The 26,743-nt window shown below is 65.5% G+C and carries 27 protein-coding genes; 9 read left to right on the top strand and 18 right to left on the bottom strand.

Going from position 1 to position 26,743, the window contains the following annotated elements; all coding sequences use genetic code 11:
- Positions 1 to 33: 33 nt before the first annotated feature.
- From QP997_RS02295 to rsmI, 5 genes are all read right to left on the bottom strand, one after another.
- Entirely contained in the window at positions 34 to 1,194 is a 1,161-nt protein-coding gene (locus QP997_RS02295; protein WP_284846082.1) for a resuscitation-promoting factor, read from the bottom strand.
- Positions 1,195 to 1,456: 262 nt separating this feature from the next.
- Positions 1,457 to 2,314: a TatD family hydrolase gene (locus QP997_RS02290; protein WP_284846081.1), complete on the bottom strand. Its 858-nt coding sequence runs from the start codon at positions 2,312 to 2,314 to the stop codon at positions 1,457 to 1,459.
- 21 nt (positions 2,315 to 2,335) lie between these two features.
- Positions 2,336 to 4,171, bottom strand: coding sequence for a methionine--tRNA ligase (gene metG / locus QP997_RS02285; protein ID WP_284846080.1), 1,836 nt, complete (start codon positions 4,169 to 4,171; stop codon positions 2,336 to 2,338).
- Positions 4,172 to 4,280: 109 nt separating this feature from the next.
- Positions 4,281 to 6,224, bottom strand: coding sequence for a BCCT family transporter (locus QP997_RS02280; RefSeq protein WP_284846079.1), 1,944 nt, complete (start codon positions 6,222 to 6,224; stop codon positions 4,281 to 4,283).
- Between the two features lie 182 nt (positions 6,225 to 6,406).
- Positions 6,407 to 7,339 carry a 16S rRNA (cytidine(1402)-2'-O)-methyltransferase gene (rsmI, locus tag QP997_RS02275; RefSeq protein WP_502870423.1) on the bottom strand — a complete coding sequence of 311 codons (933 nt, stop codon included), beginning with the start codon at positions 7,337 to 7,339 and terminating at the stop codon, positions 6,407 to 6,409.
- Between the two features lie 125 nt (positions 7,340 to 7,464).
- On the opposite strand from rsmI, the gene QP997_RS02270 reads away from it, so the two are divergent.
- The gene (locus QP997_RS02270) at positions 7,465 to 8,967 is read left to right on the top strand and encodes a dolichyl-phosphate-mannose--protein mannosyltransferase (protein WP_284846202.1); all 1,503 of its coding nucleotides are present in this window, start codon (positions 7,465 to 7,467) and stop codon (positions 8,965 to 8,967) included.
- A 61-nt stretch (positions 8,968 to 9,028) separates the two neighbouring features.
- Here QP997_RS02270 and QP997_RS02265 read toward each other — a convergent pair whose 3' ends face one another.
- From QP997_RS02265 to QP997_RS02240, 6 genes are all read right to left on the bottom strand, one after another.
- Positions 9,029 to 9,844: a zf-HC2 domain-containing protein gene (locus tag QP997_RS02265; RefSeq protein WP_070758645.1), complete on the bottom strand. Its 816-nt coding sequence runs from the start codon at positions 9,842 to 9,844 to the stop codon at positions 9,029 to 9,031.
- Positions 9,845 to 9,923: 79 nt separating this feature from the next.
- Positions 9,924 to 10,346, bottom strand: a complete 423-nt coding sequence (locus QP997_RS02260; RefSeq protein ID WP_070758646.1) for a DoxX family protein — start codon at positions 10,344 to 10,346, stop codon at positions 9,924 to 9,926.
- A 33-nt stretch (positions 10,347 to 10,379) separates the two neighbouring features.
- Positions 10,380 to 11,714, bottom strand: coding sequence for a divisome protein SepX/GlpR (sepX, locus tag QP997_RS02255; RefSeq protein WP_070758647.1), 1,335 nt, complete (start codon positions 11,712 to 11,714; stop codon positions 10,380 to 10,382).
- A gap of 181 nt (positions 11,715 to 11,895) precedes the next feature.
- Positions 11,896 to 12,591 (bottom strand): GNAT family N-acetyltransferase, encoded by a 696-nt coding sequence (locus tag QP997_RS02250; RefSeq protein WP_284846077.1) that lies wholly within the window; start codon positions 12,589 to 12,591, stop codon positions 11,896 to 11,898.
- 30 nt (positions 12,592 to 12,621) lie between these two features.
- Positions 12,622 to 13,860: a molybdotransferase-like divisome protein Glp gene (glp, locus tag QP997_RS02245; RefSeq protein WP_284846076.1), complete on the bottom strand. Its 1,239-nt coding sequence runs from the start codon at positions 13,858 to 13,860 to the stop codon at positions 12,622 to 12,624.
- Between the two features lie 4 nt (positions 13,861 to 13,864).
- Entirely contained in the window at positions 13,865 to 14,752 is an 888-nt protein-coding gene (locus QP997_RS02240; protein WP_187441053.1) for a UTP--glucose-1-phosphate uridylyltransferase, read from the bottom strand.
- Positions 14,753 to 14,883: 131 nt separating this feature from the next.
- On the opposite strand from QP997_RS02240, the gene QP997_RS02235 reads away from it, so the two are divergent.
- On the top strand, positions 14,884 to 15,621 hold the full coding sequence (locus QP997_RS02235; RefSeq protein WP_284846075.1) for a 5-formyltetrahydrofolate cyclo-ligase: 738 nt from the start codon (positions 14,884 to 14,886) through the stop codon (positions 15,619 to 15,621).
- A gap of 37 nt (positions 15,622 to 15,658) precedes the next feature.
- Positions 15,659 to 16,123, top strand: a complete 465-nt coding sequence (mscL, locus tag QP997_RS02230) for a large conductance mechanosensitive channel protein MscL (RefSeq protein ID WP_070758652.1) — start codon at positions 15,659 to 15,661, stop codon at positions 16,121 to 16,123.
- 248 nt (positions 16,124 to 16,371) lie between these two features.
- On the opposite strand, the gene QP997_RS02225 is transcribed toward mscL, so the two are convergent.
- The 6 genes from QP997_RS02225 to QP997_RS02200 all read right to left on the bottom strand — a co-directional run bounded on the left by QP997_RS02225 (position 16,372) and on the right by QP997_RS02200 (position 21,594).
- Positions 16,372 to 17,019 (bottom strand): MogA/MoaB family molybdenum cofactor biosynthesis protein, encoded by a 648-nt coding sequence (locus QP997_RS02225; protein WP_070758653.1) that lies wholly within the window; start codon positions 17,017 to 17,019, stop codon positions 16,372 to 16,374.
- 104 nt (positions 17,020 to 17,123) lie between these two features.
- Positions 17,124 to 18,617, bottom strand: coding sequence for a S1C family serine protease (locus tag QP997_RS02220; RefSeq protein WP_502870422.1), 1,494 nt, complete (start codon positions 18,615 to 18,617; stop codon positions 17,124 to 17,126).
- Positions 18,618 to 18,654: 37 nt separating this feature from the next.
- Positions 18,655 to 20,244 (bottom strand): sensor histidine kinase, encoded by a 1,590-nt coding sequence (locus QP997_RS02215; protein WP_284846073.1) that lies wholly within the window; start codon positions 20,242 to 20,244, stop codon positions 18,655 to 18,657.
- Positions 20,241 to 20,936, bottom strand: coding sequence for a response regulator transcription factor (locus tag QP997_RS02210; protein WP_015381370.1), 696 nt, complete (start codon positions 20,934 to 20,936; stop codon positions 20,241 to 20,243). The genes QP997_RS02215 and QP997_RS02210 overlap by 4 nt, the downstream gene beginning before the upstream one ends.
- A gap of 198 nt (positions 20,937 to 21,134) precedes the next feature.
- A complete protein-coding gene (gene rpmF / locus QP997_RS02205; RefSeq protein ID WP_015381369.1) occupies positions 21,135 to 21,302 on the bottom strand; it encodes a 50S ribosomal protein L32 in 168 nt (55 codons plus the stop codon).
- 22 nt (positions 21,303 to 21,324) lie between these two features.
- Positions 21,325 to 21,594, bottom strand: a complete 270-nt coding sequence (locus QP997_RS02200; protein ID WP_012359795.1) for a type B 50S ribosomal protein L31 — start codon at positions 21,592 to 21,594, stop codon at positions 21,325 to 21,327.
- Positions 21,595 to 21,953: 359 nt separating this feature from the next.
- Between QP997_RS02200 and rpmB the strand changes: the two genes are divergently transcribed.
- Genes rpmB through rpsR form a run of 4 tightly spaced genes read left to right on the top strand, consistent with a single transcriptional unit; the run spans position 21,954 to position 22,932 of the window.
- Positions 21,954 to 22,190, top strand: a complete 237-nt coding sequence (gene rpmB, locus QP997_RS02195; protein WP_012359794.1) for a 50S ribosomal protein L28 — start codon at positions 21,954 to 21,956, stop codon at positions 22,188 to 22,190.
- 2 nt (positions 22,191 to 22,192) lie between these two features.
- Positions 22,193 to 22,357 (top strand): 50S ribosomal protein L33, encoded by a 165-nt coding sequence (rpmG, locus tag QP997_RS02190; protein WP_012359793.1) that lies wholly within the window; start codon positions 22,193 to 22,195, stop codon positions 22,355 to 22,357.
- Between the two features lie 3 nt (positions 22,358 to 22,360).
- Entirely contained in the window at positions 22,361 to 22,666 is a 306-nt protein-coding gene (rpsN, locus tag QP997_RS02185; protein ID WP_012359792.1) for a 30S ribosomal protein S14, read from the top strand.
- A gap of 17 nt (positions 22,667 to 22,683) precedes the next feature.
- Positions 22,684 to 22,932, top strand: coding sequence for a 30S ribosomal protein S18 (rpsR, locus tag QP997_RS02180; protein ID WP_012359791.1), 249 nt, complete (start codon positions 22,684 to 22,686; stop codon positions 22,930 to 22,932).
- 147 nt (positions 22,933 to 23,079) lie between these two features.
- Here rpsR and QP997_RS02175 read toward each other — a convergent pair whose 3' ends face one another.
- On the bottom strand, positions 23,080 to 24,573 hold the full coding sequence (locus tag QP997_RS02175; RefSeq protein WP_284846072.1) for a DUF1846 domain-containing protein: 1,494 nt from the start codon (positions 24,571 to 24,573) through the stop codon (positions 23,080 to 23,082).
- 261 nt (positions 24,574 to 24,834) lie between these two features.
- On the opposite strand from QP997_RS02175, the gene QP997_RS02170 reads away from it, so the two are divergent.
- On the top strand, positions 24,835 to 25,614 hold the full coding sequence (locus QP997_RS02170; protein ID WP_148812331.1) for an RDD family protein: 780 nt from the start codon (positions 24,835 to 24,837) through the stop codon (positions 25,612 to 25,614).
- Between the two features lie 135 nt (positions 25,615 to 25,749).
- Positions 25,750 to 26,724, top strand: a complete 975-nt coding sequence (locus tag QP997_RS02165; protein ID WP_284846201.1) for an AEC family transporter — start codon at positions 25,750 to 25,752, stop codon at positions 26,722 to 26,724.
- Positions 26,725 to 26,743 lie beyond the last annotated feature (19 nt).

The following is a 26,743-nucleotide window of genomic DNA, read 5'->3' as shown; positions in this document are numbered from 1 at the left end:
CGGTGAGTGCTTGTGTTCTGCGAACGCTGGGCTTTAGCGCAGGCCCATCTTCGCGGTGCAGGCAGGCCATGCGCCCCAGCCCTGCGCGGCCTGGACGCGCTCGGCCACGGCGATCTGCTGTTCGCGGGTGGCCATGTGTGCTGCCGGAGCGTACTCGGTGCCACCGAAGCCAGCCCAGGTGGATGGGGTGAACTGCAGGCCACCGGAGAAGCCGTTGCCGGTGTTAATGGACCAGTTACCGGTGGACTCGCACTGCGCGAGCTCGTCCCAGACGGAGCCGTTCGCGACAGCCGGGGCATCCGGACCAGCTGGCTTCTTCGGCTTGGTGCCGACCTTGACCACGGCCTCCACCGGGGCCTCGAGCTCCTCGCGCTCCAGAACCTTGCGGTCGGTGACCTTGCCGTTGTGGCGGGTGACCAGCAGCTTGACGCGCTCCTTGCCGTCCTTGCCCTCCTTGACGACCTTGCGCTCACCCTCTGGCAGGTTGGCATCCTCGATCTCGCGCTCCGGAGCGCTCACGGCGCGCTCAAAGGTGTGGTCCTTCTTGGAGACGCGGACGACGTCGATGTGCATGCCCTCGCGCAGCGGGGTGTCTGCGGACGGGGTGACGATGTCGTCCTTGCCCAGCGGGGTGCCGCGCAGCTCGAAGATGTCGCCGACGGTGCGGGCCGGCAGCTTCATGCGGCCCTGCTTGCCGCCGTCGTTGAGGGTGAAGTACTTGGACGTGGTGACGTCCAGATCCATGCCCTCAGCCGGGATCTTGGTGCTCATACCGGCCGAGAGGGAGCCGGTGGCGATCTCGTCATACTTGCCGACCTGGCGAAGCATCTCCTCGACGGTGACGGAGGTGGTGTCGACGTTCTCGCGCTTGCCGTCGATGATCAGGGCGACCTGCTTGGCGGAGCGCACCTTGATGGTGTCGTTGTTGGAGACAGACTCGGACGGTGCCGGGCTGACGAGGTCCTTGGGGTTGACCTCGACGCCGTTCTTCTCCAGAATGTCGCCGACGTTGCCGGTGACGGAGCTGGCCTCGATGATTTCGCCGTTGACGTCCAGCGTGATGTTCTTGTGCGCCGCCGCGGCGACGCCACCGCCAACAACCAGGGTCGCCAGCATGCCGCCGGTGGCCAGGCGCAGTGGCGTGGAGTTGGTGTTGTTGATGCGGTGCAGGCTGGACTTCTTCTTAGGAGACACTCGAAACCTCTCGATTTTCTTGTGATCGCTTCGCCCCCAGCGGGGCTGAACCTTTATCACAATACGATAACAATGAAGTTAAAGCCAGAAGAACCCACAGACGTGGGCAAAATCACCCCAGGTCGGGGAATACGCGCTGTAACAGCAATAACAGGCCGTCACATGCGCAACGGCAGACCGCTTGCGCACCAGGGCCGGAAGGCGCCGGACGCGCCTGCGGCTTCCCGGGTCGCCTAGGAAGATAACGGGGTTTGGCTCGCCCTTAGCCAGGGAGACCGAAGACGCGGTTGGCATTCGCCCACGCCAGTTCCGCGAACTCGGCCGGCGACTGGCCACGCACCTCCGCGAGCACCCGGGCCGTATATCCCACAAACCCAGGCTCGTTGCGCGCACCACGGAAGGGCTCGGGCGTCATATATGGAGCATCCGTCTCCACGAGGATCTGCTCGGCGGGGGCAAGACGCGCAGCCTCCCGGAGCTCCTCGTTGCGCTTGAAGGTCGCGTTGCCCGCGAAGGAGAGCACGTAGCCGCGGTCGATAGCCTCGCGGGCCACGTCCAGCGGGGAGGAGAAGCAGTGCAGGATCACGTCGGTGGGCTGCGGGGCATCCGCGAGGATGCGCATCAGATCCTCGTCCGCCTCGCGGTTGTGGATCATCAGCGGCTTGCGCGCGCTGACCGCGAGGTCGATGTGCCAGCGCAGCGCGACTTCCTGCACCTCGAGGGAGGGCGTGGTGTCGTCGTGCTTGATCCAATACGCGTCCAGGCCGGTCTCCCCGATCGCCACACACCGCTCGTTGGCAGCCATCTCGGTGAGCCGGGTCTTGGCCGCCTCATCCAGCTCGTCGGCGCGGGTCGGGTGGATCGCGCACGCGGCCCAGACGTTATCGAAGCTTTCCGCTGCTTCCAGCGCCAGCTCGGTCTCGGCCAGCCCATCACCGACGGTGCAGATCCGCTCCACCCCGGCCTGCCCGGCGCGGGCGACGAGCTCCGCGGTAGCGGCACGGCGATCCTGCCCCTCCCGCGCCCCCTTGGCGATGGTGGAGGCCAGGTGGGTGTGGGAGTCGAAGAGAGCTCCGATGCTCTCCGGCAGGACAGGCGTGGGGCGCTTCTTTCTAGACATATCCCCCACGCTACCGGTCAGCTAGTCCTTGGCGACCGGCGCCCACTCCGGGCCGGTCTCCGCCAGCTCCGGGTCCAGCTTCTGGAACAGCGGCTTCGGCTTGCTCAGCGGGGTGCCCGGGGTCAGCTCGATGCGCTGCCAGATGGCCTGCTGCTCGGTGTAGTTACCCATGATGACCGGGTAGGTGCTCCCCTCCTCCGGCAGGCCCACACCGACCGGGGTGCGCGGGGATTCGTCCTTAACCTCAACAATCTCCGGCTGGGCTGCCCAGATCCCCTCGCCACCGAGGGTCTCGAAGACCTTCTGAGCGGAGAACGGCAGGTACGGGGTCATCAGGGTGTTGACGTCCGCGACCACCTGCAGGGCAACGTACAGGACGGTAGCCAGGCGCTCGCGCTGGGTCTCGTCCTTCGCCAGCTTCCACGGCTCCTGGGCGGCGATGTACTGGTTGGCCCGCGCTGCGATGCGCATGGCCTCGGTCATGCCTGCCTTGAACTTGGAGAGCTGCAGGGCGTCGCCGACGATGTCGAAGGCCTTCTTGGCCTCGTCGAGCAGCTCCTGATCCTCGGCGGTGTACTCGCCCGGGGTCGGGATCTCGCCGAAGTTCTTGTGCGCCATGGACACTGTGCGGTTGACCAGGTTGCCCCACTCGTTGGCCAGCTCCGAGTTGATGCGGCGGACGAACTCATCCCAGGTGAAGTCCGTGTCCGTGTTCTCGGGGCCTGCGACGGCGATGAAGTAGCGCAGCGCGTCGGGACCGAATTCCTTGAGGAAGTCGCGGACGTAGATCACAACCCCCTTGGAGGAGGAGAACTTGGAGCCGGACATGGTCAGAAACTCGGAGGAGACAACCTCGGTCGGCAGGTTCAGCTCACCCAGCTCGCCCTGCTCTCCGCCCTTGCTTCCCTTGCCGGCGTAGCCGAGCATCTCGCCTGGCCAGATCTGGGAGTGGAAGGTGATGTTGTCCTTACCCATGAAGTAGTAGGACACGGCCTCCGGGTCGTTCCACCACTTACGCCAGGCCTCCGGGTCACCGGTGCGCCAGGCCCACTCGATGGATGCGGAGAGGTAGCCGACGACCGCGTCGAACCAGACGTAGAGCTTCTTGGCGTTGTTATCCTGCCAGCCCTCGATCGGGACGGGCACGCCCCAGTCGATGTCGCGGCTCATCGCGCGGGGCCGGATGTCCTTCAGCAGGTTCAGGGAGAACTTCAGGACGTTCGGACGCCAGTCATCGCGTCCCTTCAGCCACTCCTCCAGCGCCTCGGCCAGGGCGGGCAGGTCGAGCATGAAGTGCTCGGTGTCGACGAACTCCGGGGTCTCGCCGTTGATCTTGGAGCGCGGGTCGATCAGGTCGGCCGGGTCCAGCTGGTTGCCGCAGTTATCGCACTGGTCACCGCGAGCGTCGGTGGCGCCACACAGCGGGCAGGTGCCCTCGATGTAGCGGTCCGGCAGGGTGCGGCCGGTGGACGGGCTCACGGCACCACGGGTGGTCTGCTTGAGCATGTAGCCGTTGTCGTTGAGCCCGCGGAACAGCTCCTGGACAATCGCGTAGTGGTTGCGGGTGGTGGTGCGGGTGAAGAGGTCGTAGGACAGTCCCAGTCCCACGAGGTCCTCGACGATGATGCGGTTGTAGCGGTCCGCGAGCTCGCGGACCGTGGTGTTTTCCTTATCCGCCTGCACCAGCAGCGGGGTGCCGTGCTCATCCGTGCCGGAGACCATCAGCACGTCGTTGCCGATCATTCGCTGATAACGGGCAAAAACGTCGGACGGGACGCCGAAGCCGGCGACATGGCCGATGTGACGGGGGCCGTTGGCATAGGGCCAGGCAACAGAGGTGAGTACGCGCTTTGACATGCCTTAAACCCTATTAGATCCGTGCCTGCTGCGCGAACAAAGCCCCACCTCCCGGGGCAAGTTCCGACCGGGTAGGTGGGGCTGGGTTCCGCGAAGGACCGCGTGGGGCTTAGCTGCGCCCGTCGGCGTCCTCGTCGTTGCGATTGTTGATGTAGTCGGCGACGTCTTCGGCGTCGACAACCTCAACGACCTTCTCGCCGTCGTAGACGCTCATCGTCTCCAGACCGTCGAGGTCCTCGGAGGCGTAGCTCTGCGCACCTGCGGAGTCCTCGACCGCAGCTTCGGCGTCTGCCGTGGCGGCGGCGTGGGGCGCAGTGTCCGCCGTCGTGGCGGTGACGTCCTCGCGGCGGCTCTTCATGCGGCGTGCCCGCTTCACGATCTCGCGGTTTTCGCGTTCCCGGTATTCGCGGGCGACGCGCAGCACCATCCTCCGCTGATTCTTCTGATCCAGGTAGAGCGGGTCGTCGCCCAGGGCCTTCACCACGGCGAACATCAGGGCGATGATGATGAACACGAATGGGGAGGCCGCGATAATCGTGATGTTCTGCAGGTTATCCAGCGAGTCCGCATCACCCGTGGTCAGCATGATCACCGCGATGGCGCAGGTGAGAACACCCCACAGGACGGTGACGATCGGGGATGCGACGAGGCGGCCGCGCTGAGACATGCTGCCCATCACCGTGGAGGCGGAGTCCGCCGAGGTGATGAAGAAGGTGCCAAGCAGCAGCATCGCAATGATGGACACACCCGCGCCGAATGGGTACTCGTACAGCAGGTTGAACAGCATCTTGGTGGCATCACCGTCGCCCCAGATGGACTTGCCGGTCTCCTCGAGGTGGATCGCGGTGCCGCCGAAGATGGAGAACCACAGGATCGTCACGGAGGTCGGGACGAGCAGGATCACCATGATGAACTCGCGGACGGTACGGCCGCGGGAAATACGAGCCAGGAACATGCCCACGAACGGGGACCAGGAGACCCACCATGCCCAGTAGAAAATGGTCCAGCTAGACAGCCAGTCACCGGCGTCCTCGGAGGACTGGGCGGTGCGGGAGGCCATGGCGAAGAAGTCCTGCAGGTAGTTGCCCAGCGTCGTCGGGACCATGTTCATGATGACGACGGTCGGGCCAACAACGAGGACGAACAGGGCGATGATCGATGCCAGCACCATGTTCGTATTCGAGATCCACTGAATGCCCTTGCCTACGCCGGATGCGGCGGAGATCAGGAAGGCGATGCCGAGCACGACGATGATGCCAACGATCAGGGTGTTGCCGGGGTTATCGACCCAGTCGACGATTTCCATGCCCGAGGCGATCTGGCGAGCACCAATGCCCAGGGAGGCGGCGGTGCCGAAGACGGTGGCGAAAATAGCCAGGATGTCGATGAGCTTACCGAGCCAGCCCTCGGCCAGGCGGTGGCCGATCAGCGGGATGAACGCGGAGCTCAGCAGCTGCTTGCGGCCCAGACGGAACGTGCCGTAGGCGATGGCCAGGCCGACGATGGCGTACAGCGACCATGGGTGCAGACCCCAGTGGAAGAGCGTGGAGGCGAAGGCCTCGCCCACGTTGCCCTCCGGGCGGCCCGGTACGCCGGTGCGGAAGTGGGTCAGCGGCTCGGTGGTGCCGTAGAACATCAGGCCGATGCCCATGCCGGCGGCGAACATCATCGCAACCCAGGAGAATGTTGAGAACTCCGGCTGTTCATCATCCTTGCCGAGCTTGATGTGGCCGAACTTCGAGAAGGCCACGAAGAGCACGAAGAAGACGAACACGGTCGAGGCGAGGACGAACAGCCAACCCCAGTCGACGACGACGTAGTCCAGCGCCTGGCTGGCGAAGTTGGCGAAGGACTCGGAACCCACGAGCCCCCAGGCCACCACGGCGAGGACGAGCGCGGCGGCGGGGCCGGTGACGACCCAGTCGATGCCTGCGCGCTCGTCCTTGGCCGCGGCACTATCCGCGGGTTCACTCAGCCGCGCGGCGTCTTGGGCCTCTTGCGGCGAGATACTGCCTTCCTTCAGCTGGTCAAGGGTGTTCTCAGAATTGCTCATTGCCCCACTGTGCGTGGGATTTTTGCGTTTTGCTAGTTTTCGGCGCCGTTATCGAGCTCGCAACGGGCTCACAGCGGTTTTCTAGGTGGCTGCCAGAATTGTTATAGCGCTGTTCAGGGCGCTCTTCCCTACCAAGAGATAACAATCTGATAACAAATTCGCTTTGATGCGCAGGTTGTGGCCTATTTTTCCGCCCGGGCGGCCAGTACCGCCTCGTAAACATCCCGCTTTCCGAGACCGTGGGAGGCAGCCACCTCCCCGGCGGCGGCCTTCAGCCGCTGCCCCTGGGATACCAATTCCTCGACCTCGCCCACGACGTCTTCGGGCGCGACCTCCGCCGTGGCGGCGGTCGCCTCGATCACAACAGTGATCTCCCCCTTGACCCCGGCCTCCGCCCACTCGGCGAGCTGGCCGAGCGTGCCCGCCTTGACCTCCTCGAAGGTCTTGGTGAGCTCCCGGCACACAGCCGCCGAACGCTCCGGCCCCAGCACCTCGGCGGCAATCCCGAGCGTCGAGGCCAGCCGGTGGGGTGACTCGAAGAAACAGACGGCCTCGTCCCCGCTGCGGGCGGCGTCGAAGAACTGGCGGCGCTGGCCGTCCTTCCTCGGCGCAAAACCCAGGAAGCGGAAGTGACCGACCCCGATCCCGGAGAGCGCCAGTGCCGTCGGCACAGCGGACGGACCCGGCAGGCAGGTCACCGGGACGCCGCGTTGGTGGGCTGCGACGACGGCAGGAAAACCCGGGTCCGACACGGAGGGCATGCCCGCGTCCGTGATGACCAGCACCCGCTGGCCGGTGGCCGCGGCTTCGACGAGCTCCTCGGCGCGGTGATCCTCGTTGTGGTCGAAATTGGAGAGCACCTTGCCACGGATGCTGACCCCCAGCGCGTCGGCGAGCGCCCGGCTGCGGCGGGTATCCTCCGCCGCGATCACGTCTGCGGTGGCCAGGGCGTGGAGCAACCGGATCGACGCATCCTGCGGGTTGCCCAGGGGCGTGGCCGCGAGGATGATGCCACCGTCCGGCAGCGGCGGATTGGCGCAGGCCTGTTCCCACAGGTGGCCGAAGTCCGGGGCTGGGGCGTCAATGGTGCGGGAGTGCGTCGGTGCGGAGCTCATGCCACCAGCATGGCACCGCTTAAAGCAAAATCCACATCGGATAAGCTTTCCCTGTGACAACGAAGACCACCCCGGCGCCGGCCATCGGGCCAGCCGAGCCCCGCGTGGGCCAGCCGAAGCAGCGGATGAACCAACGCCGTTGGGCTCTCATTCAGCTTCTGCTGGCCGCCTTCGCTGCCCTCCTTCGGATGGTCAATCTGGGCTCCCCCACTGACGGCGGTACCCCGGTCTTCGACGAAAAGCACTACGTCCCCCAGGCCTGGCAGATCCTGCGCGGCTGGGACCACCTGGTGCTGGGAGGCATCGAGGATAACCCCGGCTATGGGCTGGTCGTGCACCCGCCGCTGGCCAAGGAGATCATGGCCGCCGGAATGGGGGTCTTTGGCTACACCCCCTTCGGCTGGCGGGTGTGCTCCGCGCTAGCGGGCGTGGCGGTGGTCTGCCTGATCGCGGGCATCGCCCGGCGGATATCCCGCTCGGACTTGGTCGGCTTGCTGGCCGGCGTACTCGCCCTCTCCGATGGCATTCTGCTGCTGACCAGCCGTTCCGGGATGCTGGATCACTTCCAAACTCTCTTCCTTTTGGCCACCGTGTACTTCCTGGTCCGCGACCACGAGGAGATGGAGCGCCGCTACCGGGCCGTGTTTCGTGAGGGCCGAATCGGGGACTTCCCGGCTGGGCCGCGGCCGGGCTTCCGCTGGTGGCGCTTCGCCGCCGGCATCGCGCTCGGTGGCACGCTGGCGATCAAGTGGTCCGGGCTCTACTACATGGCCTTCTTCGGCGTGGTCCTCGTGGCCCTGGATGCGCACCGTCGCTGGCGTTATGGCGTGCGCCGCCCGCTGCTGGGTGCGCTGCTTCGGGACGCCCCGCCGCACTTCTTCGCGGTCGTCATCATCCCGGTGTGCTGCTACCTGCTGTCCTGGCGGGCGTGGTTCGGCAGCGAGACCTCCGTGTACCGGCACGCGGTGGAATCTGGCCTCGTCGAGGACGCCACCGCGCTGGCCGAATCCCCGCTGGGATTCCTGCCGGATTCTGTCCTGAACTTCCTCTACTACCACGTGTCGGTGCTTCGCTTTCACTCGGAGCTGACCAACTCGAACGGCCACAACCACCCGTGGGAGTCGAAGCCCTGGTCCTGGCTGGCCTCCACCCGCGGCCTGATGTACTACAACCCCAGCCACGAGGACGGCACCCGCACCGTGGAGCTACTGGTTGGGACGCCGGCGATCTGGTTCCCCACCGTGCTGGTGCTGGTCTATGGTTGCTACCGCCTGGCCCGGTTCCGGGATCTGGTGTGGGTCGTGCCGGTCGTGGGTTTCGCCGCAGGATTCCTGCCGTGGCTGCTGAACACCGACCGCCAGATGTACCTCTTCTATGCGCTGAACCTCGCGCCCTTCCTCATCATCGGCCTGGCGCTGATCTGCGGCCGTGTCTTGGGGTGGCGCATGGCGCCCGGCAGCACGCACCGCCCGGTGGCATGGTTGCAGTCCCACGCCGGCCTGGTACTGGTCGTGGCCTACATGGGCTTTGCGGTGTGGAATTTCCTCTTCTTCCTGCCGCTGTACACGGCCATGCCGCTGAGCCCCGCCGAGTGGGCAGCCCGCATGTGGCTGCCTTCCTGGCACTAGGGCTTCCTAACACTAGGGCTTCCTGGCACTAGGGCTTCCTGGAACTAGGGCAATCGGTCGGCTAGTGGCGGCGATGATCGCCGGGATAGTAGCGAGAATGCTCCTCGGCATCCACCGCGGAAAAGTTCATCGGCTTGGCTGAGAGCACGTGCCAGGAATCGCGCAGCGGCCGGATCGTATGGTGCCGGGAGAGCCAGCAGGTCACCAGCGCGATCACCGCAGCGAGGTGAATGGCGAGGTTGCCGATGAGTGCCGGATCGACCCCGGTGCCACCCGCCAGCCCCATGATGATGTCTCGGGTGGCGAAGCCCCCGCCGAAGGCCCACATCCCCAGGTAGACGGGCAGCAGCCCGCCGGCAGCGCGAGGCGCCCAGGATGCCCAGGCTAGGCCCGCGCCCAAGGCGAAGCGGCTGATGGCCGCATCAATCATGTATTTCGCGAGCTCCGGGTCCGCGGCCCCCGCCTGCGGCCCCTCCCCCGGCCGGATGGCTTCGTAGAGCTGCGCGGGATCCGCGGTACCCGCGGTCGAGCCAGCAAACAGGAGGATCGCCCAGAGGAAATAGACGACCGCAAGCACCGCCAGCGCGATGCGGGCCCCCAGCAACGGCAGCTGCCGCCGACGAATGTCGCCACCAACCTCGGGGGTTTCCTCGGCCACCTGCAGCACCTTGGCCGCGAGATCCGCACCAGCCCCCTGGGTCGGCGCGGGCGGGTTGGCCCGCAGCCGCAGGTCGCGCCCGATCGCGGTCACCTGCGCGTACCACGCCTGGCACTCCTCACACTGAGCCACGTGGGCGTCCACGATCTCTCCCGGCACCGCGGCGTCCTCGCCGTCTAGCCGCGCCGAGAGCGCTGCCCGAACTTCTGCGCATTCCACAGACCTTATGCTCCCCTAAAAGCCTCGTGCTGCCAAGCAGAGGCGGCGCTAGCCCCTTCCACCCCGCTCACCCGACGGCTCACCCGAAGCGGGAGAATGCCCGGTCCAGGCTGGCCCGCCCGGAACCGAAGACCACGATCGCCAGCAGCCCCGCGCACAGCACCAGCGGCAGCTCGATGCCGTTATCGGCGGCGAAGAGCCCCTGGGACCAGTGCACCAGGTACATCGCGGCGATCATGTGCAAGATCAGCAGGCCAGCCATCAGCGGCGCCAGTAGGCCCACGACCAGGAGGGCTCCCCCAATGAGCTCCAGCCCGGTGGCCAGCCAAGCGGAGAGCTCGGGCTGCGGGATCCCCTGGTGGGAAAACTCCGCGATCACTCCGGAGTCTCCCCCAAGCTTCTGGATGAAGAGTTTCTGCCAGCCGTGGGCGATGAAGATGGTGCCCAACACGGCGCGGATCAGCAGCAAGGCGCCGTCGCGGGCGACCTGGTGTTCCAGCATCGTTGACTATCCGCCGTGTTCTGCGCGTACGCCTTAGACCGCGCGGATGTGGGTGCGGTCGTGCGGACCGTCCCAGTAGTCCAGGTCCGCGTCCTCGCCCGGGTAGTCGTCGAAGCCGTCGTCGAAGAAGTCCCCGCCGTTGGCGTAGGCCAGGTTCTCCAGCTCCGGGTCCGCTTCGTCCGTTTCGACGACGATCGCGCCCGGCCGCAGCAGACGGTCCGGAACGCCGAGCTCGGCGTCCTCCAGGTTGCGCACACCCAGGCGAGCGCGGCGCATCCGTGCGAGACGGCGACGGCGCAGCTTGGCCTCCTCGATCGCCTGGCGGCGCAGGTTGAACAGGTACACGCCGGTGAGCGCAGCCGTCACGAGGAAAGCGATCCACAGCTTGCCACCGACGATGAGGCTGGCGATCAGGGCGATCGCGGTCAGCCCGGCGAGCACGCCGAGCACCTGCTTGCGGCGCTGCAGGCGGCGGTTGTAGAGCTGCTGGGATGCGACCGGGTCGTAGACTCCACGGCCCCGGCGGGAGGCGATGAATTCCATGTCCTCCTCGGACAGCTCGAAGCTCTCCTCCTCGGCCTCGGCCAGCGGCGACTCGGCCTCGGCAGCCTCGTCCTCCTCACAGACCCCTGCGTCCACGTGCAGGTCCCCGCCGCGGAAGTAGGCGGTCGGGATGTTACGCAGCGCTGGCTGCTCCTCCAATGCGTCCTCGGTGTCCGCGTCCGCAGTGTCTGCCTGCTCCGCCTCGGCCACGCGCAGGGTCGCCGGCGTGTCCGCACCGGCGTCCTCGTGCTTCGCGTCCTCGTGAGCCATCGTGTCTGCTGCGTCGTCGGCCAGCTCCGCGTCGACCGTGACGGACTCGGTGCTCATGGCCGGCACCTCGGCCGGGACGGTGCGACGCTGGGCGTCCGCCACGTGCTCCTCGCCGTCCAGGTCCTCGGCGTCGGCGTCGACGATCTCGCCCTCCAGGGTCTCCAGGTTGGTGGTCTCGTCCGCGGCGTCCTCGGCGACGTCGGTGTGGTCCTCGTCGACCTCTGCGTCCACTGTCTCCACGCCATCGGCGATGTCGGCATGTTCGCTGGAACGCTCCTCGTCGCGGGCGTCGACGTCCTCATCGAAAAGGACGTACTCCGGTTCCGCCTCGACGAAATCGATGTCCGCGTCCACGTCCTCATCCGAGGACATGTAGTGCCCCTCAGCGGGAAGCAGACGGCGCGGACGGCGGGAACGCTTGGCACCGCCTTCGTGCAGAATTCGGGTCTCGGACATGCCCCGCGACGTGCGGCGCACCGGAGACTGCTTGCGCAGCAACAACGGCGCCATCAGCAGCAGCCATACTGCGAGGATCAACAGAAGGGAGCCGGACACTTATGCTCCTAAAAGCTAGACAGCGGTTTGGACCTCTGGGGTGTACCCAGCGGATGAACTAGCCCTGCCGGAGGATGGCGGCAAGGCCAGCAGCAATACCTTCCAAGGTATCGGCAACCTGGGCGCTTCGCTTCCTGCCACGCCGCGTGGCGAGCCAAAACGCGGAAGTTTCGCCCCGAGCCTAGTCGACCCGAAAACGCCCCTGGGAGGCGAGCCGATGGGCGATCCCGGGGCCGAGCTCCTCGACTGTCTGAGCGACCAGCAGGTGGTCCGTCCACTGCCCGTCGATGTGCAGGTTGCGCTGTAGCCGCCCCTCCACCCGGTAGCCGGTGTTCTCCAGCACGCGGCGGGAGGCGGGGTTGTCCTCCATGACGGTGGCCTCGATCCGGTGCAGGCCGAGCCCCAGCATCGCCAGGTCGGTGCCCAAGGCGACGGCGGCGGTGGCCACCCCACGGCCCTGCCAGCGGGAATACACCCAGTAGCCGATCCAGCAATTACCGATCGTGCCGTATTGCATGTTGCCAAGCGTGAGCTGGCCCGCGAACTCGCCGGCTACCTCGACCGCCAGCGACATCGCTACCCCTTGACGCTCCGCGAACTTGAGCCCCCGGTAGGTCTGGCGCCACATTTTCGGCGAGTGCGCCTCCTCCCAGGAGGTGGCCACGGTTGGCTCGACGGGGCGCAGGAGGTGTTCATCGGCGATGCGGAAGGCGCGCCAGGCCGCGCCGTCGGAGCGGCGGAGCTCCCGCAGGCGCACCGGCAACTCCGCGGCGGAGTCAGCAACAGCGCCCGGCCGCTGGCGCGCCTGCGGCAACCACACGGTAGGCACCCGCCACCGCGCCCCGTTGCCCCTGGCCAGGCGCCTATCGAGCTCCACGTCCGCCGCTCCCCGGTGAGTTCCCCGCGGCTAGGAGCGGTTGGTCAGGAAGAGGACGTCGACGAACTGCCCCGGCGCGACGTTCGTCTCTTCCGCAGGCACGGTGATCAGGCAGTTGGCCTGGCCATAGCTGCCCAGCAGGTGGGTCGGTTCCCCGCCGCCGACCGCGCCGAGCGGGTCCACGAGAAACTCGCGGGTCTCCCGGTCGCGCATCAGCTGGCCGCGGATGAAGCCGCGGCGGCGCGGCGCCGAGTCAATCGCGGCGATGGTGCGGGCCCGAACCACCCTGCGGGTGGCCTGACGCTGGCCGCGGATGATCTGAATCAGCGGGCGGACCAGCACTTCGAAGGCCACGAGTGCGGCGGAGGGATTGGCGGGCAGCAGGAAGGTCGGCACCTGGTCGGCGCCGAGGGTGCCGAAGCCAAGGATGGAGCCCGGGTGCATCGCAATGCGGGTGGTTTCCATCGGCCCAAGCTCGCCCAGGATCTCGCGCAGCTGGTCGCTGCCTTCCCCACCGATCGCGCCGGTGATGACGAGCACCTCGCTGCGCATCAACTGGGCTTCGAGAACCTCCTTGATGCGGCGGGGCTCGCCCGCGAGGATTCCCATGCGGTGCGCTTCAGCGCCTGCCTCCTTGGCGGCGGCAGCTAGGGCGTAGGAGTTGGCGTCGTGGACCTGCCCCAGGCCCGGGTCGCGGTCGATGTCGACGAGCTCGGGGCCGAAGGCGAGCACGCTCAGTCGCGGGCGTGGGTAGACCAGCACCTTGGAGCGGCCGATGGCTGCGAGCAAGCCCACCTGGGCCGCGCCGAGCACTGCGCCCTGCTCGACGACGACGTCGCCCGGCTGGACGTCGGAACCGAGGCGGTGGACGAACTCCCCCGAGTTCACGGTGCGTAGCGGCTCCACGTGGCGGCCGTCGACCTCCACCCAGTCAAGCGGAAGAACAGCATCGGCGAGAGTCGGGATCGGCGCCCCGGCGTGGACGCGCACGGTCTGGCGCGGCTGCAGCCGAACGGGACGGCTCGAACCTGCGGTGACCTCACCGACGACCGGGAGGGTGGGCAGCTCGCCGTCGGCGGGCTCGCGGACGTCCACGGCGCGCACCGCGTAGCCGTCGATGGCGGCCTGGTTGAAGCCGGGTACCGCCCGGTCCCCCTCGATCTGCTCCGCGCAGCGCAGGCCGAGCGCCTCAGAAATGGAGATGCGCACCGGCTCGGGCGTGACCGCCGCCGCGGAGATGATCGCTAGCTGTTCCTCAACGCTGCGCATGGGGCTACTCCCCGAGTCGCTGCTCGAGCCACTGCTTCAGGGACTCTCCGTAGGTCTCATCCTCGAGGGCCATGTCCACGCAGGCGCGGATGTAGCCGCCCGGGTTGCCGAGGTCGTGACGCTTGCCCTGGTGGACGACGATGTGCACCGGGTGCCCCTCGGAAATCATCAACTCGATGGCATCGGTGATCTGGATCTCGCCACCCTTGCCCGGCTTGGTGCGGGTCAGCGCCTCGAAGACCTGCCGGTCCAGCAGGTAGCGGCCGGTGGCCGCGAAGTTCGACGGGGCGTCTTCGAGGTCCGGCTTCTCGACCATGCCGTTGACCTTCTTGACCTGCGGGTCATCGGAGTCGGCGGCGATATCGAAGACACCGTACTTGGAGACGTCCTCCTCCGGCACCTCGACTGCGCACAGGACGGAGCCACCATAGCGCTGGCGCACCTCCAGCATGGTCTCCATGATCCCGTAGGGCAGGACGAGGTCATCCGGCAGCATGACGGCGAAGCACTCCTCGTCCTCAGCGAGGTGAGATTCGGCCAGGCCGATGGCATGACCAAGGCCGAGCGGCTCCGGCTGCTCGATGGCGGCCACGTCGATCAGGCCGTCGGTGGCGCGAACCTTCGCGAGCTGGTCCTCCTTACCGCGAGCTTCGAGGGTGGCCTCGAGTTCAGCATCAGTGCGGAAGTGGGCCATGATGCCCTGCTTCTTCGGGGCGGTGATGATCGCCAGGCGCTCAGCACCAGCCTGGGCGGCCTCCTTGGCGATAAGCTCGATCCCGGGAGTGTCGACCACGGGGAGCAATTCCTTGGGCACCGTCTTCGTCGCAGGCAGGAAGCGCGTCCCCAGTCCTGCGGCGGGGACCACAACTGTGCGAAGCTCATTGGAAGTCATGAGGTGCATCGTACCGCCCAGCTAGGCCAAAATGCTGGACTTACACCCGGTGCGGGCCGGAAAAGATCCGTTGAGAATTCCGCCACCGCCACCCCACCCGAATAGAGAGCAAAAAAGCAGCGAAGGAGACCATGCCCCACAACCCCGAAGAAACCCGCGCTGCGAAGGCTGATCTGCGCGCCGAAATCCGATACACCCGCAAGCAGGTTCCGGCAGCGGAGCGCGCCCAGCGCGACCGTGCCATCCAACACCATCTGGTGGCAGCTCTGGAACAGCGGTTCCCCGGCTCCCGGCCGGTAGTGGCCGCGTTCAGCGCGCTGCCGGGCGAGCCCGGAGGCGCAGACCTGCCGCAAGCCCTGCGGGATGCGGGCTATGAGGTGATCCTGCCGGTCGTTAAGCACCACCCACGCCGGTTGGAATGGCGGACATTCACTGGCGCGGCGGGCCTGGTGGCGAACTCGATGGGGATCCTGGAGCCCACGGGCGAAAACCTAGGAGAACTGGTCGATAACGCGGACGTCGCCGTCCTTCCCGCCCTCGCCCTGGGCTCTGACGGCACCCGGCTGGGCCAGGGTGGCGGATTCTACGACCGCACGCTCGCCGACTTCGTGGCGGGCGATGCCTCGCATCCGCCCGAGAATGTGGAGGTATCAAACGCCAACGCCGCCCCCACCGTGGCTCCGGCTGTGAATCCGGTCACGATCCCGGGGGTCGGCACACCGTTCCCTGCACCCCGGTTGCAAGCGATCTGGGCCGTGGTGGACGACCCGGAGCTGCGTGTTTGCGTTCCCGCAGCCCCGCACGACCTCGCGGTTGCCACCGGGATCACCCCAAGGGGGGTCTATGATTTTCCCAGCTCATCGGTATAATAAGCTCAGTCTTTTTACCTTTAAGAAGGGGAATTTTATGCTGTCCGGTTTCAAGGAATTCCTGATGCGCGGCAACGTGGTCGAGCTTGCAGTAGCCGTCGTTGTCGGTTCCGCGTTCACCGCAATCGTCACCGCTTTCACTGACAAGATCGTCAACCCTCTGATCGCCGCGCTGGGCGGTTCCCCAGAGTTCGGCCTGGGCTTCCACATCCGCGAGGGCAACCCGGCCACCTTCATTGACTTCGGCGCCGTCATCACCGCTGCGATCAACTTCCTGATCATCGCGGCCGTGGTCTACTTCATCCTCATCATGCCGATGAACAAGCTGGCCGAGATGAACGCTCGCCGCAAGGGCATCTCCACCGAGGAGGCAGCTGCGACCGAGACCGAGCTGCTCGCCGAGATCCGCGACCTGCTGCAGCAGCAGAACGGTGTCTCCACCAAGAAGGTCGACCCGTCCGTCGCTAACGACGACGACCCGACCGGCCGTCACGCTGAGTAATTCCCGCTGAACAATCCGCTCAGCCGCATTCCAGCTCGACGCCCGTCGAACTAGTTCTTCGCCCGCCCCCAGTGGGGCGGGCGTTGTTCTATCCAAAAGTCTGCATCGAACCCGCCGTGCTCGGCCGGGTTCTTTTCTTTTTCGACGCCCCGGCCCGCGGCCTTGGGGTCCTTCACCCGCCCGGCGGCGTTCCGGGCGCTGCGGGCCTTACCGAGGCTGGCGAGCCCGCGTGGTGCGCGGCGGGCCATTTAGACGCCGAGCTCGTCGAGCACGTGGTTGACCAGCGGGCCGAGCGTGGCCATGCCGTCGCGAATTGCGCCTCGGCTGCCGGCGATGTTCACGACCACGGTGGACCCGGAGATGCCGGCGAGGCCACGGGAGAGAGCGGCATCCTTGTTATTGGCGGCCAGCCCGGAGCTGCGGATCGCCTCCGCGATGCCCGGGATGCGGCGATCCAGCAGCTTGCGGGTGGCCTCGGGGGCGCGGTCACGGGGACCGAAGCCGGTACCGCCGATGGTGATGACGAGGTCTGCGCCGCCCACCACGCCGGTTTCGATGGCGTGGCGGATCTCGCTCTTGCGCTCGGCGACGTTGACAACCGCATCGACGATGAAGCGGTCCTCTGCGAGCAGTTCGGCAACGAGCTCGCCACTGCCGCCCTGGCCAGCGCGGTCCTCCCCGATCAGCACGACAAGCGCGTGGCGGGTGGGCACGGCCTCGGCGGCTGCGCGCTTGGCGGCGGCCTGCGCATCGAGGCTCTGGTCAAGGCTGTGGAGGAAGCTATCGTCTGGCTCCGGAATGGCGGCGTCCAGCCGATCTAGCTGACTGTGGTCGATGTCGTCCACGATCGGGTTTCGGACACCGAGCTCGTGGGCTTCATTCCGGTTTAGCGTCAACGCTTTTACTCCTTCACGGCAGGTGGGTCGCTTTAACTTTAACGCGGGAGAGGATTTTTAAAACCCCTAATGGGGATTTATTTTCGGCCCTCCCCCGTGTGTGTCTACTCCTGGGTTTCGGCCTCGGTGCCGAGGGTGACGTCGAGCTGCTTTTCCGGTCCACGTCCCCCAGGCAGGACGGTGAGCTTCACGGTGTCCCCGACTTCGTGGGAACGGATGGCGGCGATGAGCCCCACGCCGGTGTCGATGAGTCGGTCGTCGACCTTGCGCACCACGTCCCCCTTCTTCAAACCAGCCTTTTCTGCGGGGCTGCCGGGGCTAACTTCCATGACCTCGGCTCCCACGTAGCGGCTGGCGGTGTTGATCTGCGCGCCGATCATCGGGTGGGTGGCCTTGCCGTTATCGATCAGCTGCTTGGCGATGCGCACCGCCTGGTTGGACGGGATGGCAAAACCCAGGCCGATGGAGCCGGAGGTACCCCCTCCACCCAGGGTCGCGATGACGGTGGGGATGCCCACGAGCTCGCCCTTGAGGTTCACGAGCGCGCCGCCGGAGTTTCCGGGGTTGATGGCGGCGTCGGTCTGGATGGCGTCGATGAGGGAGCCCTCGCCGCCGTCCTCGCCGGCTGCCTGGACGGGACGGTCTTTGGCGGAGACGATGCCGGAGGTCACGGTGGAGTTCAGGCCCAGCGGGGAGCCGATCGCGGCGACCGTCTCGCCAACATTGATGGCGTTGGAATCCCCCATCGCCATGGGCTGCAGGTTATCGGCGCCTTCCGCCTTGATGACGGCGATATCGGTCTGCGGGTCAGCGGCGATGAACTTAGCTGGCAGCACGCGACCATCGGCGGTGATCACCTGCATCTTCGCACCACCCTTGGCGGCGGCACCGACGACGTGGTTATTGGTGAGGATCATCCCGTCGTTGGTGAAGATGGATCCGGACCCCTCCTCCCCGCCACGGGCGGTCTGCACTTGGATCTGCACCACCGAGCGGGTGACCTTATCCGCGACCTGGGCGATGGTCCCGGACTCCTCCAGTCGGCTACTGCTGGTGTCTTCGTTGCCGGTAGGCGCAGAGTCGAGGGTGTTCACGGAGCGGGTGCTGTTGGTTCCCTGCATGGAGGTCAGGGCGAAGGTCGTGCCGGAGGCGAGAACCACCGCACCCACCATGAGGGCCGCGACCGCACCGGTGGACCAGCGCTTCTTCTCCTTCGGCGGCGCGTTCAGCGGGCCCTCGCCCGGCTCGCCTGGCCCTGCCTGGGGCGGGTAGCCCGGTTCGTGCGGCAGCGCCTGCGGGTGCTGTGGAACCTGCGCGCCCTGGTGGACCTGGGCCTGGTGCGGCTGGGTCTGGTGGGTCTGGGTATAGCCGGTGTGCGACTGGCCCCACTGGGCACGCTGACTGTCCTGTGCCTCGCCCGCCCAGCCCCCGGGGCCGTACTGCGCCCCGGCCTCGCCGCGGCGGGTGTGGCCGTTGTGCCCGAATGGCCCAAAGTCCGACGCCAGTGGGTAGTGCTCTCCCCCGCCACCGCTGGCGCCATTGCCGCCGACACCGTTACCGCCATTCAGATTCTCACCATTTTTATCCATAGGAACCATCCTCCACTTCCCTTCTAAAAAATACTGGGACGCAGCCCTATTTTTCGCTGGGAGTTCCACGGCGGGCGGGCAACACAACCCGCATCAGCGCGCCACCGTCGTCAGATTCATCGGCGATGATCGCCCCGCCGTGATTCACAACGGCCTGCTTCACGATGGAGAGCCCCAGGCCAGAGCCCTGCATCGAGCGAGAACTGATCGAGCGGTAGAAGCGATCGAAGACCTTTGCCCGGTCATTGGTTGGGATACCCGGCCCCGAGTCCGCGACTCGAATTTCCACAGCCTCCTCGTATCCCTCACCGCCCTGCGCCCCGGCAGGAAGACCCGAGGCCGCCGGCGGGATGGGTTGCATCCACACTCGCACGGTGCCGCCCTGCGGAGACCACTTAGCTGCGTTGTCCAGCAGGTTTAGCAGCGCGCGTTTCAGGCTGAGCGGATCACCCTGGGCGACCCAGGGTTCGGCGTGGATCTCAAAAATGACGTCCGGGCGGCGCCGCTGCACCTTCGCCACACCAACGCGAATGCAGTCGTTGAGGTCAACCTCCTGGTCGCTGAGGACGGGACCATCCTCACGGGCGAGGTCCACCAGGTCCTTAATCAGGGCACTCATCTCGTCCAACTGGCTGAGCACATCACGTTCGATCTCCCGGCGGTCCGCCTCCGAAATACCCGGGGAGTCCTCGCGCGTCGCGAGCAGCAACAGCTCGATATTGGTCCGCAGGGAGGTCAGCGGCGTCTTCAACTCGTGGGAGGCATCTGCCACGAGCTCCTTCTGCTTTTCTCGGGAGGTCTGCAGGGCCAGCATCATGTTGTTGAAGGACTGGGTGAGGGTGCCGACCTCGTCATTGGAGAAAACAACGAGCTGACGAAGCTCATCCGTCTCCGTCACTCGGTCCGTGGCCCGCCGGAGGCGGTCGATGGGTCGCAGTCCCGTGCTCACCACGGCGGTGACCAGCACGATCGCGCCGAGCGCCCCGCAGATACCGATCATGGTCAGGATGAGCGCCAGCGAATCCAAGGCCCGCTGCGTCGACGAGGCGTCAGAAACGAGGACGACGACGCGGCCGTCGGGTGCGGCGACTGCAAAGTAACGGTCGTCGCCATCGGAGCGGTAAGAATGTGGGTGCTCGCCCCGGATGACCGAGATCTCGGCGTCCTCCAGGACGGGTTCGAACTTCGCGACGGGCGCGGCGATTCCGGTATAGGTCTCGGGCACGACGATAAAACTTAGGGTGTTCGAGATGCGCTCGAAGGCCGGCTCGTAATTCTCCTCCTGAACACCACCTGGGGTCTTCTCGGGTGGCATCTCGATGATGCTCTGCGCCTGGGAGCGCAGCAGGCTATCGCTGGTGCGCCACAAAATCTGGGACACCGTGGCGTAGGCCGCGAAGGTAACGGTGGCGATCGAGAAGATGATGACCAGGGAGGCCAGGATGGTCAACCGCTGTTTGATGCTGCCCAGCGTGCCGTCCAAAAAGCGGCGCCACCGGGGGCGTTTGGTCAGCTCGGCGGCACGTTCCGGTTCGAGGAGCATGCCGTGGTCGACATTCTCGCCCGCGGTGCGCTCCCCCGTCGCCGAGCGGGAGGCACGACCCCGGGGTTCCGGGGAGAGCCGCCTCAAACTCATGGGGCAGTCTCGCGCAGGACGTAGCCCACGCCGCGAACCGTCTGGATCAGGCGTGGCTCGCCGTCGGCCTCGGTCTTGCGACGCAGGTAGCCGATGTAGACCTCCAGGGCATTGCCGGAGGTCGGGAAGTCATAGCCCCACACGTCCTCGAGGATCGTCGTGCGAGAGAGCACCTTGCGGGGGTTTCGCAGCAGCAGCTCCAGCAGCGCGAACTCGGTGCGGGTCAGGCTGATCTGGCGGCTGCCGCGCGTGACGTCGCGGGTCGCGGGATCAAGTTCGAGGTCCTCGAACTTCAGGATCTCGGTCTGCTGGGTGTCCACCGCCGCCGGGCGTGCGGCGCGACGGACGAGGGAGCGGGTGCGAGCCAGAAGCTCCTCGAGCGCAAAGGGCTTGGTGAGGTAGTCGTCCGCGCCAGCATCCAGCCCGGCGACGCGCTCCGAGACGGAGTCGCGGGCGGTGAGCAGGAGGATTGGGATGTCATCGCCCTGGGAACGCAGCTCGCGGCACACTTCGAGCCCGTCGAGCTTCGGCATCATGACGTCGAGGATCGCCATGTCGGGACGCTCGGACTGAACTTTATCCAGCGCTTCCTCCCCGTCCGCGGCGAGCACGACGGCGTACCCATTGAAAATCAGGGAACGGCGCAGCGACTCGCGTACAGCCGGGTCATCGTCCACAACGAGAATCTTCATATAGCTATTGTGCCCTCTCGGCGCGGCTTTGTGTTAAAGCTCAGCACCTGTTTAGGTTGCTTGCACCCGCTGGTTAGGATTCTTCTACATCTCGAACGCAAGTTTTAGGTACTTCCCCGGTTGTGCGCCGGCAGAAAAAATGCCCGCGACCTGCGATCCAGGTGCGGGCGTTGGGCCGGTAAAACCGGCTGACCGGAACTAGTCCAGGTCGATCAGGCCGAGCTGAGCAGCCTTCACCAGGCGGCGAGGGATCTGCACCTCCTGGCCGTTGATCTTCTGAGTCTGAAGATCGACGTTATCCGCCTTCCACTGGGAACGGCGGGCGCGGGTGTTGGCGCGGGACTTCTTAAACTTTGGTACTGCCATTTTCTTCTACCCTCCTCGAGCCTTACTGGGTCTTCTTCTTGCGGCGAGCCATGCCACCGTAGCGGCGCTGGAACTTCTCGACGCGACCTGCGGTGTCCATGACGCGCTGTGCGCCGGTCCAGAACGGGTGGGACTCGCTGGTGATGTCGACGACGATCAGCGGGTACTCGTTGCCATCCTCCCACTCGACCGTGCGGTCAGAGGTGGCGGTGGAGCGGGTCAGGAACTGCTTACCGGTAGCAGAATCCTTGAATACCACTGGGTGGTAATCCGGGTGGATATCCTTCTTCATACTTCTTCCCTTAGGTTGATCACATCGGGTCGGTCCCACACATGACAGCGCGGGTCGTGCCCGAGTCGGGGCGAAACATTGTCTTCACGTTCGAGATGCCACGATGGCAGCACGTACGACCGCAAAAGTCTATCGCATTTCGACCGGTGGACATAATTGACCGGGCGCCACACAAGCACCAGTCCCGACTGGACAAGATTAGGCGCTTTTCCACCTGAGCTGTATAATCGTCCTCTGCTGTTGTCTATGTAAACGTCATCACCGTGCATACAGCGTATTTCGCGCTTCCTAGCGGACTGTCTACCCACCGGGGAGCCTGCATTTTTCGTTGTGTTGTGCATGGTGGAAGGAGAAAACCCATGTCGGCATATTGCCAGGTGACGGGCCGCAAGCCGGGTTTCGGCAAGCAGGTTTCCCACTCTCACCGACACACGAGCCGCCGCTGGAACCCGAATGTTCAGCGTCGCAAGTTCTACCTGCCTTCTGAGGGCCGCACGATCACGTTGACGGTCTCTCCGAAGGGCCTGAAGACCATTGACCGTGATGGCATCGAGTCCGTCGTTGCCAAGATTCGCGCTCGTGGGGAGAAGATCTAAAAATGGCTCGTAACGATATTCGTCCAATCATCAAGCTCAAGTCCACGGCTGGCACCGGTTACACCTATGTCACCCGTAAGAACAAGCGCAACAACCCGGATCGCATCACTCTGAAGAAGTACGACCCGGTTGCCCGCAAGCACGTCGAATTCCGCGAGGAGCGATAATTTATGGCTAAGAAGTCCATGATCGCGAAGAACGAGCAGCGCAAGGAAATCGTCGCCCGCTATGCGGAGCGTCGCGCTGAGCTCAAGAAGATCATCAAGAACCCGAACACCAGCGACGAGGATCGCATTGAGGCGCAGTTCGAGCTGAACCGTCAGCCGCGCGACGCCTCCCCTGTTCGCGTCCGCAACCGTGACGCCGCCGACGGTCGTCCACGTGGCTACCTCCGCAAGTTCGGCCTGTCCCGTGTCCGCGTCCGCGAGATGGCTCACCGCGGTGAGCTGCCGGGCGTTCGTAAGTCCAGCTGGTAATTAGGGAGGCTCTTTAAATGAAGCGCAACAACATGAAGCGGGCGCGGATGGAGCAGTCCCGCCGCCCCAAGAAGAACCCGCTCAAGGCCGAAGGCATCGAGCAGGTTGACTACAAGAACTACGCTCTCCTGCGTAAGTTCATCTCCGACCGTGGCAAGATCCGCTCTCGCCGCGTCACGGGCCTGACCCCGCAGCAGCAGCGTGAGGTTGCTACCGCGATCAAGAATGCCCGCGAGATGGCTCTCCTGCCTTTCAACAGCCGTTAAGAACCGGCAGGTAGACGTTACGTAGACAAAGAAGACCCGCCCAGGCTTTATGCCAGGGCGGGTCTTCTTTTCGCTGACTATGCTATTGGGTCAGGAACGCAAAGGAAGGGCCCGGAGGGCACTTCCGGCATCAACATCAGCTAGTGCTTAGCGCTTGCGGTAGAGGGCCTTGCGCCAGTACTTCGGCTCGGAGGTCACCAGCACTCCGAGGTTGCGGAAGATGCCCTCGTCCACCGAGCCCAGGATCGTGGTGGTGTGGACGTCGCAGCCCGCGAGGTTCTTCAGCTGCTTCAGCGCGGCCCGGGCGTCCTCGGATTCGGCGGCGGACACGGAGAGGGCGATGAGCACCTCGTCGGTGTGCAGGCGCGGGTTCTGGGAGCCCAGGTGGTCGACCTTGAGTGTCTGGATCGGCTCGATGGACTTCGGCGAGAGCAGGTGGATCTCGTCGTCCAGGCTCGCGAGGTGCTTCAGCGCATTGAGCAGCATCGCCGCGGAGCAGCCCAGCAGCTCGCTGGTCTTTCCGGTGATAATCGTGCCATCCGCTAGCTCCAGGGCGCTGCCCGGCTGCCCGGTGCGCTCCTCCACCTCATTGGCGGCGGCCACGACGCGGCGGTCTTTGATGCTCGCACCGACCTTGCTCATGACGATCGCCACGCGCGAGGAGACGGTATCGTCCGTATCCTCCCGGCGCTCCTCAACGAGCGCCTTGTAGTAGCGGCGAACGATCTCCTGCTTCGCGGCCTCGCGGCACAGCTCGTCGTCAGAGATGCACTTGCCCACCATGTTCACGCCCATGTCCGTCGGCGACTGGTACGGCGAGTGCCCGTAGAGCTTCTCCAGCAAGGTTTTCAGCAGTGGGAAGACCTCGACGTCGCGGTTGTAGCTGGTCGCCTGCGTGCCATAGGCCTGCAGGTGGAAGGGGTCGATGACGTTGATGTCGTCCAGGTCCGCGGTCGCGGCCTCGTAGGCGAGGTTGACCGGGTGCTCCAGCGGGAGGTTCCAGATCGGGAAGGTCTCGAACTTCGCGTAGCCGGCGGGGACCCCGCGGCGGAACTCGTGGTAGACCTGCGAGAGGCAGGTGGCAAGCTTGCCGGACCCTGGCCCGGGTGCGGTGACGACGACGAGGTCGCGGGAGGTTTCCACGTAGTCGTTAAGGCCGAAGCCGCCGTCGGAGACCACGAGCTCCGTGTTCGTCGGGTAGCCGGGGATTACCCGGTGGCGGGCGACGTTCAGGCCGAGGCGTTCCAGGCGCTCGGCGAAGGCGACGGCCATGTGGTTGCTGTCTTCCAGCTGGGTCAGCACCACGTTGTTGACCAGGAAACCGCGGTCGCGGAAGACGTCAACGAGGCGGAGGGCGTCCTCCTCGTAGGGGATGGAGAGGTCGGCGCGGACCTTGCCACGCTCCAGATCGCGGGCGTTGAGGCAGACGACGATCTCGACGTCTTCCTTGATGTTCTCCAGCATCGCGATCTTGTTATCTGGCGTGAAGCCGGGCAAGACGCGGGAGGCGTGATAATCGTCGAAGAGCTTGCCGCCCATTTCGAGGTAGAGCTTCCCACCGATCTGCTCGCGCCGCTCGTTGATGTGCTCGGACTGGAGCTGGATGTACTTCTCGCGGTCGAAACCGATTCGGTGGGTCATGGGCGTAGCTTGTTCCTTTCAAAGCCTTAGCAGCGCTGGGCGCACCGGCCCGCGGAGCACCGTTGCGTGGCTGTTTTACGCCTTTTCACTCTAGACCCGGGCGAACGCGGGCGTAAACTTCTCGCGTTTCCTTAGGGGCTCCCCCGTGCACTTCCGAGGGGTGCAGCCGTGCAGCCCGGATAGTGGGTAACTATATTCGTGGACAATGCCCTTCACGCACACACCGACGCGGGGGCTAAACGATGAGCGAAAGGCCCTGTGATGACGAACCCCTATGACAACAATCCCTATGACGGAGGAACCCCGGACAACGGTGGCTACGGCGGATCGACGCCGAATAGTGGATACAACGGGGCTGCTTCTGGTGACGGGTCTTATGGTAGCGGGTACACCCAGCCCGACGCGGGGGACGCGTTTAACGACTCCCCTGCCAGCCAGGGCTATGGGGCCGATAGCTACGGCGTGCCGATGGGCGATGAGCGCTCCGCGACTGCTGGCGGTTTTCCCAACATGCCGAACTACGAGACCGCTGCGGGTGCCGCTCCCCTGGCACCGTCTCGTCCGGGGCCGTGGATCCGGCTGCTGAGCCTCATCATTGACGGAATCGTGGTGAGCATCGCTAGTACCCCGCTGTACTTCGGCTTTACTCCCGCCAATGAGGTCATCGACTGGTTCCTTAATACCGCTAATGGCATCGATGCCGACATGCCGATGGGCATTGGGATCGCCTCGCTGTTGACCTTCGTGTTGTGGTTCGTTTATCGCGCGGCAATGGAGTCCAGCGGCATGAAGGGATCCCTCGGCAAACTAATCACCGGCCAGCGAGTGGTGAACTTCGAGGGAGGGCAGCTTACTTTCGGCCAGTCCCTGAAGCGCAATAGCTTCTACGCTATCCAGGGTGCACTGAACATCATCCCCATCCTTGGTTTCTTGCTCTCGATCATCTACCTGATTGTCTACGCCGTGGGAATCTCCCGTGACCCGTACAACCAGTCCCACACGGATAAGTGGGCCAAGGCCTACGTGGTGAAGGCCCTCTAAGCCCCACTCCCCTCCGAACTCCCCGCCGTGGCCGCAGCCCGGCGGGATTTCTTGTGCCCACTCACCGCCCGCTCACCCAGCTCCCCTTGGTTGATCACACCCCTCGAGGCCGACCCGAGGCAGGCGGGTGGTTCAATAGGAGCCATGCTCAATGTGCTCACCGGCTTCGGCGTCGTCGTCCTCATCATCGGGCTCGGCTACGTCATTGGCCGCAAGCAGCTCCTGGGCCCCAAGGCTCTCTATCCGCTGAACATGTACGTGTTCTGGATCGCACTGCCCGCCACCTTGCTGCGTTTCATGAGCCATGCGGATCTCGGGCAGATCTTCGGCCCCAACCTCGCGGTGGTGGCGATCAGCAGTCTGCTGACCGGGTTCACCAGCTTCGCGCTCTTTTACTGGATCGCCCGCCGCACCGCCAAGGAATCCCTCATCGGGATGCTCGCAGCCAGCTACTGCAATGGCTCCAACCTGGGCATCCCGCTGGCCACCTATCTGCTAGACGACCCGACGCTCACGCTGCCGGTGATCCTCTTCCAGGTGGGTCTCTACGCCCCCACCGCGGTGCTGTTGCTGGATATCGCCGAGGAACGCGGCTCGGGTGCGCAGTCGGACGCATCGCGTGCCCGGCTGGCGCCGGCGGTGGCCTCGGCGTTGTTCAAGTCTCCCCTGCTGATCTCGGCTTTTGCCGGCATGATCCTGGCCTGGATGAATACCCGCTTCGGTTTCGAACTGCCGGCGCTGATCGCCGACCCAATCGACCTGATCGCCCAGTCCATGGTTGCCGTGGCGCTGGTGGTCTTCGGCATGTCCATGGCCGAGGTTAAGGTGCTGCAGCCGGGGATCAGCCCGCGAAAGTCGGTGCTGGTGGCCTCCCTGTTGAAGACGGTGCTGCACCCCACGCTCGCCTTCTTGGTCGGCACGCTGGTCTTCGGTGCGAGCGGGGAGCTGCTGCTGGCGATGGTGCTGATGGGGGCGCTGCCGACGGGGCAGAACGTGTTCACCTATGCGCAGCGCTTCCAGACTCAGCAGGTGCTGGCCCGGGACACGGGCGTGGTGTCCACGGCTATGTCCCTGCCCATCATGGCAGGAATCGTGCTTTTCCTGGGCTAGCCCCTCCCCTGGGCTGGCC

Source organism: Corynebacterium sp. MSK039, assembly GCF_030232315.1.
In the GTDB taxonomy this organism is placed as follows: domain Bacteria; phylum Actinomycetota; class Actinomycetes; order Mycobacteriales; family Mycobacteriaceae; genus Corynebacterium.
Note: the sequence above shows the minus strand (reverse complement) of the source record. Positions and strands in the feature narration are given on the sequence as shown.